The 15,677-nt window shown below is 60.2% G+C and carries 13 protein-coding genes; 9 read left to right on the forward strand and 4 right to left on the reverse strand.

All coding sequences use genetic code 11. From position 1 onward, the window contains the following. Positions 1-3: 3 nt before the first annotated feature. From AACY49_RS18960 to AACY49_RS18975, 4 genes are all read right to left on the reverse strand, one after another. On the reverse strand, positions 4-978 hold the full coding sequence (locus AACY49_RS18960; protein WP_258698754.1) for a serine/threonine protein kinase: 975 nt from the start codon (positions 976-978) through the stop codon (positions 4-6). Between the two features lie 206 nt (positions 979-1,184). After that, a complete protein-coding gene (locus AACY49_RS18965; protein WP_339525707.1) occupies positions 1,185-3,086 on the reverse strand; it encodes a PhoX family protein in 1,902 nt (633 codons plus the stop codon). A gap of 141 nt (positions 3,087-3,227) precedes the next feature. Then, positions 3,228-3,992: a TOBE domain-containing protein gene (locus tag AACY49_RS18970; protein WP_258698756.1), complete on the reverse strand. Its 765-nt coding sequence runs from the start codon at positions 3,990-3,992 to the stop codon at positions 3,228-3,230. A 63-nt stretch (positions 3,993-4,055) separates the two neighbouring features. Beyond that, complete coding sequence (locus AACY49_RS18975; protein ID WP_258698757.1) at positions 4,056-4,796, reverse strand: ComF family protein; 741 nt, start codon at positions 4,794-4,796, stop codon at positions 4,056-4,058. 90 nt (positions 4,797-4,886) lie between these two features. Between AACY49_RS18975 and bioB the strand changes: the two genes are divergently transcribed. From bioB to AACY49_RS19020, 9 genes are all read left to right on the forward strand, one after another. Then, positions 4,887-5,942, forward strand: coding sequence for a biotin synthase BioB (bioB, locus tag AACY49_RS18980; protein WP_008008198.1), 1,056 nt, complete (start codon positions 4,887-4,889; stop codon positions 5,940-5,942). A 239-nt stretch (positions 5,943-6,181) separates the two neighbouring features. Then, on the forward strand, positions 6,182-7,360 hold the full coding sequence (gene bioF / locus AACY49_RS18985) for an 8-amino-7-oxononanoate synthase (RefSeq protein WP_339525710.1): 1,179 nt from the start codon (positions 6,182-6,184) through the stop codon (positions 7,358-7,360). After that, positions 7,353-8,084, forward strand: coding sequence for an alpha/beta fold hydrolase (locus tag AACY49_RS18990; RefSeq protein ID WP_258698759.1), 732 nt, complete (start codon positions 7,353-7,355; stop codon positions 8,082-8,084). The genes bioF and AACY49_RS18990 overlap by 8 nt, the downstream gene beginning before the upstream one ends. Further along, a complete protein-coding gene (gene bioC / locus AACY49_RS18995; RefSeq protein WP_320393109.1) occupies positions 8,077-8,889 on the forward strand; it encodes a malonyl-ACP O-methyltransferase BioC in 813 nt (270 codons plus the stop codon). The genes AACY49_RS18990 and bioC overlap by 8 nt, the downstream gene beginning before the upstream one ends. Next, entirely contained in the window at positions 8,886-9,566 is a 681-nt protein-coding gene (gene bioD, locus AACY49_RS19000) for a dethiobiotin synthase (protein ID WP_258698761.1), read from the forward strand. The genes bioC and bioD overlap by 4 nt, the downstream gene beginning before the upstream one ends. A 120-nt stretch (positions 9,567-9,686) precedes the next feature. Beyond that, entirely contained in the window at positions 9,687-9,983 is a 297-nt protein-coding gene (locus tag AACY49_RS19005) for a pyrroloquinoline quinone biosynthesis protein PqqE (RefSeq protein ID WP_339525714.1), read from the forward strand. Between the two features lie 277 nt (positions 9,984-10,260). Beyond that, positions 10,261-12,066, forward strand: coding sequence for a phenylacyl-CoA dehydrogenase (locus tag AACY49_RS19010; RefSeq protein WP_007936490.1), 1,806 nt, complete (start codon positions 10,261-10,263; stop codon positions 12,064-12,066). 226 nt (positions 12,067-12,292) lie between these two features. Beyond that, complete coding sequence (locus AACY49_RS19015) at positions 12,293-13,582, forward strand: GGDEF domain-containing protein (RefSeq protein ID WP_258698762.1); 1,290 nt, start codon at positions 12,293-12,295, stop codon at positions 13,580-13,582. Between the two features lie 90 nt (positions 13,583-13,672). After that, positions 13,673-15,469 carry an acyl-CoA dehydrogenase C-terminal domain-containing protein gene (locus AACY49_RS19020; protein ID WP_339525718.1) on the forward strand — a complete coding sequence of 599 codons (1,797 nt, stop codon included), beginning with the start codon at positions 13,673-13,675 and terminating at the stop codon, positions 15,467-15,469. The last annotated feature ends 208 nt before the right edge of the window (positions 15,470-15,677 follow it).

Raw genomic sequence — 15,677 nt, forward strand, 5'->3', positions numbered from 1 at the left:
TCGTCAGAACAACTTCAGTGGCTCTTCATTGAGTGCTGCCAATTGCTCACGCAACGCCAACACCTGATCGCCCCAATAGCGCTCGGTGCCGAACCATGGAAAGCTGCGAGGGAAGGCCGGGTCGTCCCAGCGACGGGCGAGCCAGGCGCTGTAGTGCATCAGCCGCAAGGCGCGCAGCGGTTCGATCAGCGCCAGTTCTCGTGGATCGAAGTCGTGGAATTCATTGTAGCCATCCATCAATTCCGACAACTGCCCCAGACATTCCTGACGATCACCCGCCAGCATCATCCAGATATCCTGCACCGCCGGGCCCATGCGGCAGTCGTCGAGATCGACGATGTGGAACATCTCGTCGCGACACATCATGTTGCCGGGGTGGCAATCGCCGTGCATGCGGATGTTCTGGTGCGGCGTGGCCTGGTAGACCTCTTCCACGCGCTTGAGCAGGTCGCGGGCCACGGACTCGTAGGCGGGCAGCAGGCTTTTGGGAACGAAATTGCCTTCGAGCAATGTGGTCAGCGAGTCATGACCGAAGTTCTTCACCCCCAGCGCTTCTCGGTGTGCGAACGGTTTGGTAGCACCGACCGCGTGCAGACGACCGAGCAACTGGCCCAGTCGATACAGCTGATCGAGATTGCCCGGCTCCGGTGCGCGGCCGCCACGGCGGGGGAACAGGGTGAAACGGAAACCGTTGTGTTCGTGCAGGCTGGCACCGTTGTGGATCATCGGCGCGACCACCGGCACGTCGCACTCGGCGAGTTCGAAGGTGAACTGATGCTCTTCGAGGATCGCTTCGTTGGTCCAGCGCTGCGGGCGGTAGAACTTGGCAATCAGTGGCTCGGAGTCTTCGATGCCGACCTGATAGACGCGGTTCTCGTAGCTGTTGAGCGCCAGAATGCGCGCGTCGCTGAGAAAGCCGATGCTTTCGACGGCATCGAGCACGAGGTCTGGGGTGAGGGTTGCAAACGGGTGGGCCATGCTGACTCCTGCGCGCGGCAGGCTGCCGCGTCCGGCCAAGCATGGTAGCGCAGACGGGGCTTCTTTAGTGGTTGGGTTGAGGTAAGTGTTGTTCGCACCGACGCCTTCGCGGGCAAGCCCGCTCCCACATGGATCTTGGGTGTGCACACTATTTGTCACACGCAGGAGATCCCTGTGGGAGCGGGCTTGCCCGCGAAGAGGCCCTATCAGGCGCCGACGATCCCGCCATCCTCACGGGAAATAGCCATCACCGAAGACCGCGGCTTACCGTTGGGCAGATGCTCAGGGAACGTCGACCCACCGCTTTCACCCGGATGCTGAATCCCGACAAACAAGGTTTTCTGATCCGGTGAGAAGCTGATCCCCGTCACCTCACAACCTACCGGCCCGACCATGAAGCGGCGGATCTCGCCAGTCACCGGGTCGGCACAGAGCATCTGGTTATTGCCCATGCCCGCGAAGTCGCCTGTATTGCTTGAATCGCCATCGGTGAGAATCCACAAGCGCCCGGCCTTGTCGAAGCCCAGGCCATCCGGGCTGTTGAACATGTTCTGCGGGGTGATGTTCGACGAACCGGCCTTCGGTGTACCGGCGTGGACGCCCGGGTTGCCGGCGACCACAAACAGGTCCCAGGCAAAGCTATTCGAACCGTGATCGTCGCGGTCGGTGCGCCAGCGCAGGATCTGCCCATAGACGTTCTTCTCGCGCGGGTTCGGACCGCCCACCGGCTGGCCTTCTTCGCCGCGCTTGGCGTTGTTGGTCAGGGTGCAGTAGACCTGGCCGTCCTTGGGGCTGACGACGATCCATTCCGGGCGGTCCATGCGCGTTGCATTCACCACGCTGGCTGCGAGGCGTGCGTGAATCAGCACTTCGGCCTGGTCGGCAAAACCGCTGCTGGCGTCGATGCCGTTCTTGCCGTGGGTCAGTTCGATCCACTGGCCCTGGCCTTTCGGGTGGTCGGCACTGCCGTCGCCCGCGTCGAAGCGCGCCACGTACAAGGTGCCGTGATCCAGCAGATCGCGGTTGGCCTTGGGGTTTTTGTGGTTGATCTTGTCGCGGCTGACGAATTTGTAGATGAACTCGCCACGTTCGTCGTCGCCCATGTACACCACGGCGCGACCGTCGTTGGTTTCGGCCAGGGCTGCGTTTTCATGTTTGAAGCGGCCCAGCGCGGTGCGTTTGACCGGCGTCGATTGCGGATCGAACGGGTCGATTTCCACCACCCAGCCGTGGCGGTTGAGCTCGTTGGGGTTCTTCGCCAGGTCAAAGCGTTCATCGTGCTGGTGCCAGTTGATCTCTTTGCTGGCCGCCACTGCGCCATAGCGCTTCTGCGCGGCGTCGAATTTTTGCTCGGCATTGCTGCTGCCGAAGCAGTCGGTGAAGTTCTCTTCGCAGGTCAGATAAGTGCCCCACGGCGTCTTGCCGTTGGCGCAGTTCTGGAAGGTGCCGAGGACGTTCTTGCCGTGTTTGTCGGCGCTGGTTTTCAGCAGCTCGTGACCGGCGGCCGGGCCACTCAGGCTGATCGGCGCGTTACCGTGAATACGCCGGTTGTAGCGCGAGCCCTGGACGAATTGCCATTGGCCGTTCTTGCGCTGTACCTCGATCACCGACACGCCTTCGCAGGCCAGGGCCTTGCGCACCTCTGCCGCTGATTGCGGCATGCCGCCGTGGGGATAGAGGTAGCGGTAGTTGGTGTATTCGTTGTTGATCGCCATCAACGCCCGGTCTCTGTCACCGGGGAATTCGAACAGGCTCATGCCGTCGTTGTTGTCGCCGAACTGGACTTCCTGGTGCTCGGCCGTGCCGTTGCCGCTCGGGTCGAACACCGGGCCATTCTTCTGCAGAGGCTGGCCCCAGCTGATCAGCACCGAGGATTTGTAGCCCGGCGGCAGGGTGATGGTATCGGTGGTGGCGGCGGCGATGCTGTCGAAGCCCAACAATTTGCTGGAGCCGGCGCTGACGCTGGCGGCCAGCACGCTACGACTCAGCAGGTTGCCACCGAGAAACATCGCTGCACCGCAGAGGGCACCAGCGCTGATGAAGCCACGACGGCTGAGGCCGACCATTTTTTCGAGGTCGGTGGGTTGGTTGTCTTCTAATAGGCTCACATCAGGCTCCCTGCGGGTTTTTGCAGCCACCTTAATGGTGATCGATGAAGCTTTTGTTGCAGTCGCCTCGTAGGAGCTGCCGAAGGCTGCGATCTTTTGATCTTAAAATCAGGATCAGAAGATCGCAGCCTTCGGCAGCTCCTACAGCGGTGTGCCGAGCAACACGTTGGACGGCGCGAACTGCACCTGCACCGGTTTACCGGCGGCAAGCCCGAGGGTTTTCAGGTGCAGCGGCTCGGCCAGGGCGCAAAGTGTCTGGCCATTGGGCAGGCTGATGCGCACTTCGCTGGGGCCGTCTTCGGCGTCGAGGATTTCTTCGACCGTGCCCTTCAGGGAGTTGTCGCCGGGTGTTGTGGTTTGATCGACGCTCAGCAGTTCCAGCCAGCCGGCCTTGATCAGTGCCACCACTTCGGTGCCGGTTTCCAGTTCCAGGCGCAGAGTGCTGTCGTGAGTGATCTGCGTATCGATAAGCAAACCTTCAGCCAGTTCAAGGCGGATCCGGTCGTTGCGCCCCTGTGTATCGATCGCCACGACCTTGCCGTGCAGTTGGTTGCGCGCGCTGGTTCTGAGCATCAGCCGACCGAGCAGGTCCAGGTCACTGGCCTCTTCGGCGGCTTCCAGCACCTGAGCCTGCAAGGCCTGCAACTTTTGATACAGGCGCAACACGCGTTCGCCTTCGCTGGACAACTTGGCGCCACCGCCACCCTTGCCGCCGACGCTGCGCTCCACCAGCGGTTTCTGCGCGAGGTTGTTCAGTTCGTCGATGGCATCCCACGCCGCCTTGTAGCTCAGGCCCGCGCTTTTCGCGGCGCGGGTGATCGAGCCTTGTTCGGCGATGTGTTGCAGCAACGCGATGCGCTGCGGGCGACGGACAATGTGTTGGGACAACAACGTAGGCAAGGACATGGCGAGACGCTTTGGGCTGTGGCGATGGGGAGGACGTTGGCGGCTTGGCGCACGAGAGTCAAGTCAGGCCCCATCGCCAGGTTTTGGGGTACGGGCCAGGCAATAGACGTCGACCCGCGTGGCACCCGCCTCCATCAACAGGCGAGCCAGGGCCTGGGCGGTGGCGCCGGTGGTCAGCACGTCGTCGACCAACGCGAAGTGACGACCCTTGATCGAGGCCGCGGGCGCCAGGGCAAAGGCGTGGCGCAGGTTCTTTTTACGGGCGTCGGCATTCAGCTCTTGTTGCGCGCTGGTGTCCTGAATCCTCAGCAACAGCGTTTCATCGCAAGGAATGTCGAGGTTGGTGCTGAGCCAGCGGGCGAGCATCGCCGCCTGGTTGAAACCCCGCTGGCGCAGACGTTTGGAGGCCAGCGGCACCGGTATCAGCGCGTCGGGCCGATCCAGGTCCTCATCGAGGCGATGTTGCAGGAACTGAGCGAGCAGTTCGCCGAGCAGGCGGCCGAACGGCCACTTTGCGTTGTGCTTGAAACGGGTGATCAAACTGTCGACGGGAAAGCTGTAAGTCCAGGGCGCGGCGACCCGCTCGAAGGCGGGCGGTTGTTTCAGGCATTGGCTGCACGTCAGGCCCGTGGCGGGCAAGGGCAGGGCGCAGGTTTGGCAGTGATCGCCCAGCCAGGGCAACTCGGTTTCACAGGCCATGCAGATCGGCGTGGTGTCGTCTGCGGCTTCTGCGCAGAGCAAACAGAATTGTTTGTTTTTTAACCAGATGTAAACCGGTCCTTCGTATCGTGGTTGACAGTGCATGAGTCTTCCTTAAATATGCCGAACATCCGTGTCGCGTCTGTGGGTATTCCATTCCCCAGCCGCTTGCCAAGCATAAACAAGGAAACGCCCATGAGCGCCAGCACCACTGCAACCCTGCGTCATGACTGGTCTTTGGCCGAAGTCAAAGCACTCTTCGTTCAGCCATTCAACGACCTGCTGTTCCAGGCGCAAACGGTGCACCGCGCGCATTTCGACGCCAATCGCGTCCAGGTTTCCACCCTGCTGTCGATCAAGACCGGCGCGTGCCCGGAAGATTGCAAATATTGTCCGCAGTCGGGCCACTACAACACTGGCCTTGAAAAAGAAAAACTGATGGAAGTGCAGAAGGTCCTCGAAGAGGCCGCTCGCGCCAAGGCCATCGGTTCGACCCGTTTCTGCATGGGCGCGGCGTGGAAACACCCGTCGGCCAAAGACATGCCTTACGTGCTGGAGATGGTCAAAGGCGTGAAGGCCATGGGCCTGGAAACCTGCATGACCCTCGGCCGTCTCGATCAGGACCAGACCGTCGCCCTGGCCGAAGCCGGCCTGGACTACTACAACCACAACCTCGACACCTCGCCGGAGTTCTACGGCAGCATCATCACCACCCGCACTTACAGCGAGCGCCTGCAAACCCTGGCCTACGTGCGTGATTCGGGGATGAAGATCTGCTCCGGCGGCATTCTCGGCATGGGCGAGTCCCTCGACGATCGCGCCAACCTGCTGATCCAGCTGGCCAACCTGCCAGAGCATCCGGAATCGGTGCCGATCAACATGCTGGTGAAAGTCGCCGGCACGCCGCTGGAAAATGCCGACGACGTCGATCCGTTCGATTTCATCCGCATGCTCGCGGTCGCCCGCATCCTGATGCCAAAATCCCACGTGCGCCTGTCCGCCGGCCGCGAAGCGATGAATGAACAGATGCAGGCCCTGGCCTTCTTTGCCGGCGCCAACTCGATTTTCTACGGCGAAAAACTGCTGACCACCGCCAACCCGCAGGCGGACAAGGACATGCAGCTGTTCTCGCGTCTGGGCATCCTGCCGGAAGCTCGCGAAGAGCACGCCGACGAAGTGCACCAGGCCGCCATCGAACAGGCACTGGTGGAGCAGAAGAGCAGCGAGCAGTTCTATAACGCTGCTGTCTGAAACCTTCACCGATTCCTCTGAAGGAATGCAAAACCCCTGTGGGAGCGAGCCTGCTCGCGATAGCAATTAGATATTCAACATAGATGTTGGATGTCATGGCCTCATCGCGAGAAGGCTCGCTCCCACAAGGAACTGCGTAGAACCTGTGGGAGCGTGGCTTGCCCGCGATGGCCGCGACTCGGTTTCCAGCCAAGTCCATTGTTCCTGCATCAGATTGTGAAATGACCTTCGAGGCCTGCATGTCTTTCGATCTCAGCGCGCGCCTTGCTGCCCGTCGTGCCGAAAACCTTTATCGCCAGCGCCCATTGCTCGAAAGCCCCCAAGGCCCGGAAGTGGTGGTTGATGGTCAGCCGTTGCTGGCGTTCTGTAACAACGACTACCTGGGCCTGGCCAATCACCCGCAAGTGATCGAAGCCTGGCGCGCCGGCGCGTCGCGTTGGGGCGTGGGCGGTGGTGCTTCGCATCTGGTGATCGGCCACAGCGGTCCGCATCACGCGTTGGAAGAAGCTCTTGCCGAGTTCACCGGGCGCCCACGAGCGCTGCTGTTCACCACCGGTTACATGGCCAACCTTGGCGCGGTCACCGCATTGGTCGGGCAGGGCGATACAGTGCTGGAAGACCGACTCAATCATGCGTCGTTGCTGGATGCAGGGTTGTTGTCCGGTGCGCGTTTTAATCGTTATCTGCATAACGACGCGGCCAGCTTGGCCAAGCGCCTTGAGAAGGCCACCGGCAATACGCTGGTGGTTACCGATGGCGTGTTCAGCATGGACGGCGACATCGCCGACCTGCCGGCGCTGGCGCGGGAAGCCAGGGCCAAAGGCGCTTGGCTGATGGTCGATGACGCGCACGGTTTTGGTCCGCTGGGCGCCAATGGCGGCGGGATCGTCGAGCATTTCGGTCTGAGTCAGGAAGACGTGCCGGTCTTGGTCGGCACCCTCGGCAAGGCTTTCGGTACGGCCGGTGCTTTTGTGGCTGGCAGTGAAGAGCTGATCGAAAGCCTGATCCAGTTCGCTCGCCCTTACATCTACACCACCAGCCAACCGCCGGCGCTGGCCTGCGCGACGCTGAAAAGCCTGGAGCTGCTACGCAGTGAACACTGGCGACGTGAGCATCTGCAGACGCTGATTCGCCAGTTCCGCCAAGGCGCCGAACAGATTGGTCTGGAGTTGATGGACAGCTTCACGCCGATCCAGCCGATCATGATCGGCGACGCCGGGCGTGCGGTTCGACTGTCGCAGATGCTGCGCGAACGCGGCCTGATGGTGACAGCGATTCGTCCACCGACTGTGCCCGCGGGCAGCGCACGCTTGCGCGTAACCCTGACCGCCGCTCACAGCGAGGCGCAGGTACAGCTATTGTTAGATGGACTGGCCGATTGTTTTCAACAACTGGGACCGGAGCCAAGCCATGCGTGATCGTCTGATTCTGCTGCCGGGTTGGGGTCTCGGGATTTCGCCGCTGGAACCCTTGGCGGCTGCCTTGCAGGGCCTGGATGAGCACCTGCGCGTCGAGATCGAGCCATTGCCGGAACTGGAATCGAGCGACCTTGAAGAATGGCTTGATGAGTTGGACTCCACGTTGCCACAGGATGCCTGGCTCGGTGGCTGGTCGTTGGGCGGCATGCTGGCGTCCGAATTGGCGGCGCGACGCGGTGACCGCTGCTGCGGCCTGGTAACCCTGGCGAGTAACTCTTCTTTTGTCGCCCATGAGCAGTGGCCGAGCGCGATGCCCGGCGAGACCTTCGATGCGTTTCTGGCCGGCTGCAAGGCTGACCTGCGCATGACGTTGAAACGCTTCTCGCTGTTGTGCGCACAAGGCGCCGCAGACCCACGCGGGATATCGCGACTCTTGCTTGCTGGTGCACCGCATACGTCTTCGCCGGTGCTGATAAGCGGCCTGGAGTTGCTCGCACAACTGGACACCCTGCGAGCGTTGCAGGCGTTTCGTGGTCCGCAATTGCACTTGTTTGGCGGCCTCGACGGGCTGGTTCCGGCCGAAGCGGCGGGGGATCTGCTGACGTTACTGCCGGATGTTGAAATCGGTCTGATTGAACAGGCCAGTCACGCGTTTCTTCTGGAAGACCCCCACGGTGTGGCGGGGGCGATTCAGGCCTTTTTGCATGAGTTCGGTGATGACTGATTTATCCCTTCCCAACCTGCCCGGCGGCTTGCCCGACAAACGCCAGGTGGCGGCGTCCTTTTCCCGTGCTGCGGCAAGTTACGATAGCGTGGCCGAATTGCAACGCGACGTGGGCAGCGAGTTGTTGCGTCGGTTGCCGGAGGATTTTGTCCCTGCTCGTTGGCTGGATATGGGCTGCGGCACCGGGTATTTCAGCCGTGCGCTCGGTGAGCGTTTTCCTGCCGGTCACGGACTGGCCCTTGATATTGCAGAAGGCATGCTCAATCACGCCCGTCCCTTGGGTGGCGCCACCCATTTCATCGCGGGTGACGCCGAGCGCTTGCCGTTGCAGGATTCGACCTGCGACCTGATCTTCTCCAGCCTGGCGGTGCAATGGTGCGCGGATTTCGCCTCGGTGCTCAATGACGCGTATCGGGTGCTGAAACCGGGCGGCATTTTCGCGTTTGCTAGTCTGTGTGTAGGCACGCTGTACGAATTGCGCGACAGCTGGCGTCAGGTGGATGGCATGGTGCATGTCAACCGCTTCCGCGAGTTCGGTGTTTACCAACAGCTTTGCGCGGGCAGCGGCTTGAAGGTCGTCAGCCTCGAAACTCAGCCGCATGTGCTGCATTACCCCGATGTCCGCAGCCTGACCCATGAGCTGAAGGCACTCGGGGCGCACAACCTGAACCCCGGTCGGCCGGGCGGTTTGACCGGCAGGGCGCGGATCCTCGGCTTGATCGAGGCTTATGAGCAGTTTCGTCAGGCACAGGGACTGCCGGCGACTTATCAAGTGGTTTACGCCGTGTTGGAGAAACCCTTATGAGCGCAGCCTATTTCATCGCCGGCACTGACACCGATGTCGGCAAGACCACCATCGCCGCCGGTTTGCTGCATGCCGCGCGATTGGCGGGTTTGAGCACGGCGGCGGGCAAACCGGTGGCCTCCGGTTGCGAGCTGACGCCCAAGGGATTGCGCAACGCCGATGCGCTGGCATTGTTTGCCGAGTGTTCGGTGCCTTTGACTTATGAACAGGTCAATCCGGTCGCGTTCGAACCGGCGATCGCCCCGCATCTGGCGGCGCGGGAGGCTGGTGTGGCGTTGACCGTGCAATCGCTGTTGACCCCGATGCGGCAGATTCTCGACATGCAGGCGGACTTCACCTTGATCGAAGGCGCTGGCGGCTGGCGAGTGCCGTTGGCGGATCAGGACAATCTGTCGGACCTGGCGATGGCGCTGGATCTGCCGGTGATTCTTGTGGTCGGCGTGCGCCTGGGCTGTATCAACCATGCGCTGCTGACGGCTGAGGCGATTGCTCGGGATGGTTTGCAGCTGGCAGGGTGGGTGGCCAACATCATCGATCCCAAGACCTCGCGCCTGGAAGAGAACCTCGCGACGCTGGCCGAGCGCATTCCCGCGCCGTGCCTGGGTCGGGTGCCGAAACTCAAGTCAGTGACAGCCGAAGCGGTGGCCGAGTTTCTACAGCTGGATCTGCTGGACTGAGGTTTCTGGGTTAGGTGTTACCTATGACAAGGCACTGTGCCATTAGTGTTTTTGTCGGGCCTTTTGTCGGCGTGTCTGGTTCAATGGCCGCTGTTGATCCTTTGTCGGACGAGTTCCCCCATGGAAATCTCAGGAAACACCGCTTTTTATGCCGGTCTGAGCACTATTCAGACAGGGCAGAACCGCGTCGATCAGGCTTCGGGCCAGATCGCCAACAACACCATCGAGCGTTCGGTCACCAGTCAGTCTTCCGAGGTTCAGGTGGATCGTCTGCGCTCGGTAGATCGCAGCCAGCAATCGGACTTGGCCAGCAATATGGTCGAGATGTCCCAGGGCAAGTTCCAGGTGGAACTTGGCGTCAAAGTCGCCAAGGCATCCGATGAAATGCTCGTTACGTTGATCGATACCTACGCCTGATTTCTCGCTTAGTCCGCTACTCCAACGCCGCGCCTGTTCGCGGCGTTTTTCTGCGTAAGTCCTTCTGCCTCAACTAATCTCTCCAACATGACGTGTTGCTCATTCAACGGCGATGCGTAACGGTGTGGGCGACGTTTTCAGGGGGCGATGACGAATGGCAAAAGATCGACGCTTGACAAGATTTGGGCGTAAACGTATGTTTCAAACAACTGTTTGACCGTCACAACAAATCGACACGGTCGTTCATTCCCGGTTACATCAGCAGAGGTTTATCGCTATGCCTGACTACAAGGCCCCCTTGCGTGATATTCGCTTCGTTCGTGACGAACTGCTCGGCTACGAAGCGCACTATCAGAGCCTTCCGGCTTGCCAGGACGCAACTCCGGACATGGTTGACGCCATTCTCGAAGAAGGCGCCAAGTTTTGTGAGCAAGTGCTGGCGCCGCTGAACCGCGTGGGTGACACCGAAGGCTGCACCTGGAGCGAGTCCGGCGTTAAAACCCCGACCGGTTTCAAAGAAGCCTACAAGCAATTCGTCGAAGGTGGCTGGCCAAGCCTGGCTCACGACGTAGAGCACGGCGGCCAGGGCCTGCCGGAGTCTTTGGGTCTGGCCGTCAGCGAAATGGTCGGCGAGGCCAACTGGTCGTGGGGCATGTACCCAGGCCTGTCCCATGGCGCGATGAACACCATTTCCGAGCACGGCACGCCTGAGCAACAAGAGGCTTACCTGACCAAACTGGTCTCCGGCGAATGGACCGGCACCATGTGCCTGACCGAACCGCACTGCGGCACCGACCTGGGTATGCTGCGCACCAAGGCCGAGCCTCAGGCCGACGGTTCCTACAAAGTGTCCGGCACCAAGATCTTCATCTCGGCCGGCGAACACGACATGGCCGACAACATCGTCCACATCGTTCTGGCACGTCTGCCGGATGCACCGGCCGGCACCAAAGGCATTTCCCTGTTCATCGTTCCGAAATTCCTGCCGAACGCAGACGGCTCGATCGGCGCACGCAACGCTGTGAGCTGCGGTTCCCTGGAACACAAAATGGGCATCCACGGTAACGCCACCTGTGTGATGAACTTCGACGCGGCCACCGGTTACCTGATCGGCCCGGCGAACAAAGGCCTGAACTGTATGTTCACCTTTATGAACACCGCACGTCTGGGTACTGCGCTGCAAGGTCTGGCGCACGCCGAGATCGGCTTCCAGGGCGGTCTGAAATACGCTCGCGATCGTCTGCAAATGCGCTCCCTGACTGGCCCGAAAGCGCCGGACAAAGCCGCTGACCCGATCATCGTTCACCCTGACGTACGTCGCATGCTGTTGACCATGAAGGCTTTCGCCGAAGGCAACCGTGCGATGGTTTACTTCACCGCCAAGCAAGTCGACATCGTCAAGTACGGCGTCGATGAAGAAGAGAAGAAGAAAGCCGACGCGCTGCTGGCCTTCATGACGCCGATCGCCAAAGCCTTCATGACTGAAGTCGGTTTCGAATCCGCTAACCACGGCGTGCAGATCTACGGCGGTCACGGCTTCATCGCCGAGTGGGGCATGGAACAGAACGTTCGCGACAGCCGCATTTCGATGCTGTACGAAGGCACCACCGGCATCCAGGCACTGGACCTGCTGGGCCGTAAAGTGCTGATGACTCAAGGCGAAGCGCTCAAAGGCTTCACCAAGATCGTCCACAAGTTCTGCCAGAGCAACGAAGGCAATGACGCGGTCAAAGAGTTCGTCGAGCCATTGGCTGCGCTGAACAAAGAGTGGGGCGAGTTGACCATGAAGGTCGGTATGGCCGCCATGAAAGACCGCGAAGAAGTTGGCGCGGCGTCGGTGGACTACCTGATGTACTCCGGTTACGCCTGTCTGGCCTACTTCTGGGCTGACATGGCGCGTCTGGCGGCCGAGAAACTGGCTGCCGGTACCACCGAAGAGGCGTTCTACACCGCCAAGCTGCAGACTGCGCGCTTTTACTTCCAGCGCATCCTGCCGCGTACCCGCACTCACGTTGCAACCATGCTGTCGGGCGCCAACAACCTGATGGACATGAAAGAAGAAGACTTCGCACTGGGTTACTAAGACCTGCGCAGTCCATTCTCAAAGCCGCTGCTTCCTCGGGAGCAGCGGCTTTTTTATGCCTGACGCAAACGATCACGTCTGTAAATATTCCTGACTAAAACGCTAAGAAGAACGACTTTGCTGCCGTTAAAGAGGCTGCGATGTGACACACGTCTCGTTGCACGTGCTTGGCTGCTCCAAATGCAGGCACAATGCCATCCTTGTTTGCCGGGTCGGAGCTTTACCCTTGCCGCGTTCTTCCGCTGTACGTTTCAGCCATTTCTTGCCATCACTGCTGTTGTTGCTCGCAGGGCTTGCGGCTGCTTACGTCAAGGATCTCAACGTCTTCTTCACTTCGCTGTTCAACGTGCTGCCCACGCTGGTGTTGTTGCTCGGCGGCGCGTATTGCGCGGTTTACCGACGTCAGCGTGAACTGTTTCTGATGGTCACGGTGTACATCGCCTACTTCCTGCTCGACACCCAGACCGACTACTACCGTGACAATGGCAAAGTTCGTGAAGACGCCGCGGTGGTGTTCCATCTGTGCTGTCTGTTGCTGCCGTTGCTCTTTGGCTTGTTCGCCGCCTGGCAGGAGCGCACCCACCTGTTCCAGGACATGGTGGCGCGCTTCGCCGTGTTGCTGGCGTTCGGCAGCGTGGCGCTGGGGCTGGAGCAAAGTTACCCACAGGCGCTGTTGATGTGGCTGTCGGAGATCCGTTGGCCAGCCCTGCATGGCGCCTGGATGAGCCTGATCCAGTTGTCTTATCCCGTGTTCATCGCCTCGTTTCTATTACTGAGCTGGCAATACTGGCGCAATCCAAGACCTTTGCACGCTGCGCAGCTAGTGGGGCTGTTGGGGTTGTTCTGGATGTTGCCGAAAACCTTCATCCTGCCCTTCACCCTGAACATCATGTGCAGCCAGGTGATGTTGATGATTGCCGCCGCGGTTGCCCATGAGGCCTATCAGATGGCCTTCCGCGATGAACTCACGGGGCTGCCGGGGCGCCGCGCCCTGAACGAACGCATGCAACGGCTGGGGCGCAATTACGTGCTGGCCATGAGTGATGTCGATCACTTCAAGAAATTCAACGACACCCATGGCCACGATGTCGGCGATCAGGTGTTGCGACTGGTGGCCAGCAAGTTGTCGAAAATCAGCGGCGGCGGTAGGGCGTATCGCTATGGCGGTGAAGAATTTGCTCTGGTGTTCGCAGGTAAAACCCTCGAAGAGTGCATGCCGCACCTGGAGGTCATCCGCGAATCCATCGCCACTTACAACATCCAGCTGCGTAATCAGGACAGCCGTCCCCAGGATGATCAGCAGGGACGCCAGCGCCGCGCCGGCTCGGGCACCTCGAGTGTATCGGTCACTGTCAGCATCGGCGTCGCCGAACGGCTGGAGCAGCGCACCCCCGAAGAAGTGCTCAAATCCGCTGACCAGGCGCTCTACAGTGCCAAGGGTGCGGGGCGAAACTGTGTGATGGCCTTCGGTCAGAACCGCCGTGGCGCAGTGCGCATGGACGCCGCTGCGGGTTGAGTGATGATGGCGCATTCAGCGTCTGGACTGTGATTGTGAGGCGTGGTGCACGGCAGTAGGTTTGAGCCATCTGCTGCCGGAGAAATGACCATGCCCGAGTACAAAGCTCCCCTGCGCGACATGCGCTTTCTGATCGACCATGTCTTCGATTTTCACAGCAACTACGCCGCGCTGGGGGCCACCGATGCCAGCCCGGACATGGTCAATGCGATCCTCGAAGAAGGCGCGAAATTCTGTGAGAACGTTCTCGCACCGCTGAACCGCAGTGGCGACGAAGAAGGCTGCCATTTCGACAACGGCGTGGTTATAACGCCTACAGGCTTCAAGCAAGCATTCGCGCAGTATGTGGAAGGTGGCTGGCATGGTCTGGCGGCGGATCCGGCTTACGGTGGCCAGGGATTGCCTAGTTCTCTGGGGCTGGTCATCAGTGAGATGGTTGGCTCCAGCAACACCTCCTGGGGCATGTACCCCGGCCTGACTCACGGCGCGATGTCAGCCATTCATGCCCATGGCACCGAAGAACAGAAACAGACCTATCTGAGCAAGCTCACCGCTGGCCAATGGACCGGCACCATGTGCCTGACCGAAGCCCATTGCGGCACCGACCTGGGCATCATCAAGACCCGCGCCGTGCCTCAGGCCGACGGCAGTTACGCGATCTCCGGCAGCAAGATCTTCATCTCCGCCGGCGAACACGACATGAGTGACAACATCATTCATCTGGTGCTGGCCAAACTGCCGGACGCGCCGGCAGGGACCAAGGGTATTTCGCTGTTTATCGTTCCTAAATTCCTACCCAATGCCGAAGGTGAAGCGGGCGAGCGCAATGGTGTTTTCTGCGGCTCGATCGAGCACAAAATGGGCATCAAGGCCTCGGCCACCTGCGTGCTGAATTTCGACGACGCCAAGGGTTTCTTGATCGGTGAACCGAACAAGGGCCTGAACTGTATGTTCACCATGATGAACCACGCGCGGCTTGGCACCGGGATGCAAGGTTTGTGTCTGGGGGAGGCGAGCTTCCAGGGCGCGATCAGGTACGCCAACGACCGTCTGCAAATGCGCTCACTCACCGGACCGAAAGCACCGGAAAAACCCGCTGACCCGATCATCGTTCATCCCGATGTGCGCAGGATGTTGCTGATCATGAAGGCCTTCAACGAAGGCAACCGGGCGCTGACTTATTTCACCGCACAGTTGCTGGACGCTGCGCATCTGAGCCGGGATGAAACGGCGCGCCAGGACGCCGAGGATTTGCTGGCATTCCTGACGCCGATCTGCAAAGCCTTCATGACCGACACCGGATTGGAGGTGACCAACCTCGGCATGCAGGTGTTTGGCGGCCACGGTTTCATTCGTGAGTGGGGCATGGAGCAGTTGGTTCGTGACTGTCGGATCGCGCCGATCTACGAAGGCACCAACGGCATTCAGGCGCTGGATCTGCTTGGGCGCAAAGTCCTTGGCAGTCAGGGAAAACTGCTGCGCGGGTTCACCAAAATCGTCCACAAGCTCTGTGTGGCCAATGCTGAGCATCCGCAACTCGGCAGCTATGTGGCGCAACTCAACGGTCTGAATCAGCAGTGGGGCGAGTTGACCACCAAGGTCGGCATGGCGGCGATGAAAAATCCGGATGAAGTCGGCGCCGCGTCGGTGGATTACTTGATGTACAGCGGCTACATCATCCTCGGCTACCTGTGGCTACGCATGGCATTGGTGGCTCAGGCGCAGTTGGAGGCGGGCAGCGGTGATGCCGATTACTGCCGGGGCAAGTTGGCGACCAGCGAGTTTTACTTCAAGCGTTTGCTGCCGCGTACTTGCGCTCATCGGGCGGCCATCGAGGCGGGCAGTGATTGCCTGATGACGTTACCGGCGGAGTTGTTTGCGCTCTGAAGAATATTTGAAAAGCTTCGCGGGCAAGCCTCGCTCCTACAGTTTTGTTGTCGTTCATGTGAAATGCGTGCGACACGACCTGTAGGAGCGAGGCTTGCCCGCGAATGCGTTCTGGAAGGCGAGAACAGTCTCAGCTGAAATGCTAATGACTAAAAATAACAAAACAGTCATGAGTTGACCCTATGTGTCGTAAAAGTTGTTGGGGTAC

This window comes from Pseudomonas sp. EL_65y_Pfl2_R96, from assembly GCF_963970905.1.
In the GTDB taxonomy this organism is placed as follows: Bacteria; Pseudomonadota; Gammaproteobacteria; order Pseudomonadales; family Pseudomonadaceae; genus Aquipseudomonas.

Excerpts from the sequence above, each read along its gene's own strand:
- AACY49_RS18960 (WP_258698754.1), bottom strand. The coding sequence starts at position 978 with ATGGCCCACCCGTTTGCAACCCTCACCCCAGACCTCGTGCTCGATGCC.
- AACY49_RS18970 (WP_258698756.1), bottom strand. The coding sequence starts at position 3,992 with ATGTCCTTGCCTACGTTGTTGTCCCAACACATTGTCCGTCGCCCGCAG.
- AACY49_RS18975 (WP_258698757.1), bottom strand. The coding sequence starts at position 4,796 with ATGCACTGTCAACCACGATACGAAGGACCGGTTTACATCTGGTTAAAA.
- bioB (WP_008008198.1), top strand. The coding sequence starts at position 4,887 with ATGAGCGCCAGCACCACTGCAACCCTGCGTCATGACTGGTCTTTGGCC.
- bioF (WP_339525710.1), top strand. The coding sequence starts at position 6,182 with ATGTCTTTCGATCTCAGCGCGCGCCTTGCTGCCCGTCGTGCCGAAAAC.
- AACY49_RS18990 (WP_258698759.1), top strand. The coding sequence starts at position 7,353 with ATGCGTGATCGTCTGATTCTGCTGCCGGGTTGGGGTCTCGGGATTTCG.
- bioC (WP_320393109.1), top strand. The coding sequence starts at position 8,077 with ATGACTGATTTATCCCTTCCCAACCTGCCCGGCGGCTTGCCCGACAAA.
- bioD (WP_258698761.1), top strand. The coding sequence starts at position 8,886 with ATGAGCGCAGCCTATTTCATCGCCGGCACTGACACCGATGTCGGCAAG.
- AACY49_RS19005 (WP_339525714.1), top strand. The coding sequence starts at position 9,687 with ATGGAAATCTCAGGAAACACCGCTTTTTATGCCGGTCTGAGCACTATT.
- AACY49_RS19010 (WP_007936490.1), top strand. The coding sequence starts at position 10,261 with ATGCCTGACTACAAGGCCCCCTTGCGTGATATTCGCTTCGTTCGTGAC.
- AACY49_RS19020 (WP_339525718.1), top strand. The coding sequence starts at position 13,673 with ATGCCCGAGTACAAAGCTCCCCTGCGCGACATGCGCTTTCTGATCGAC.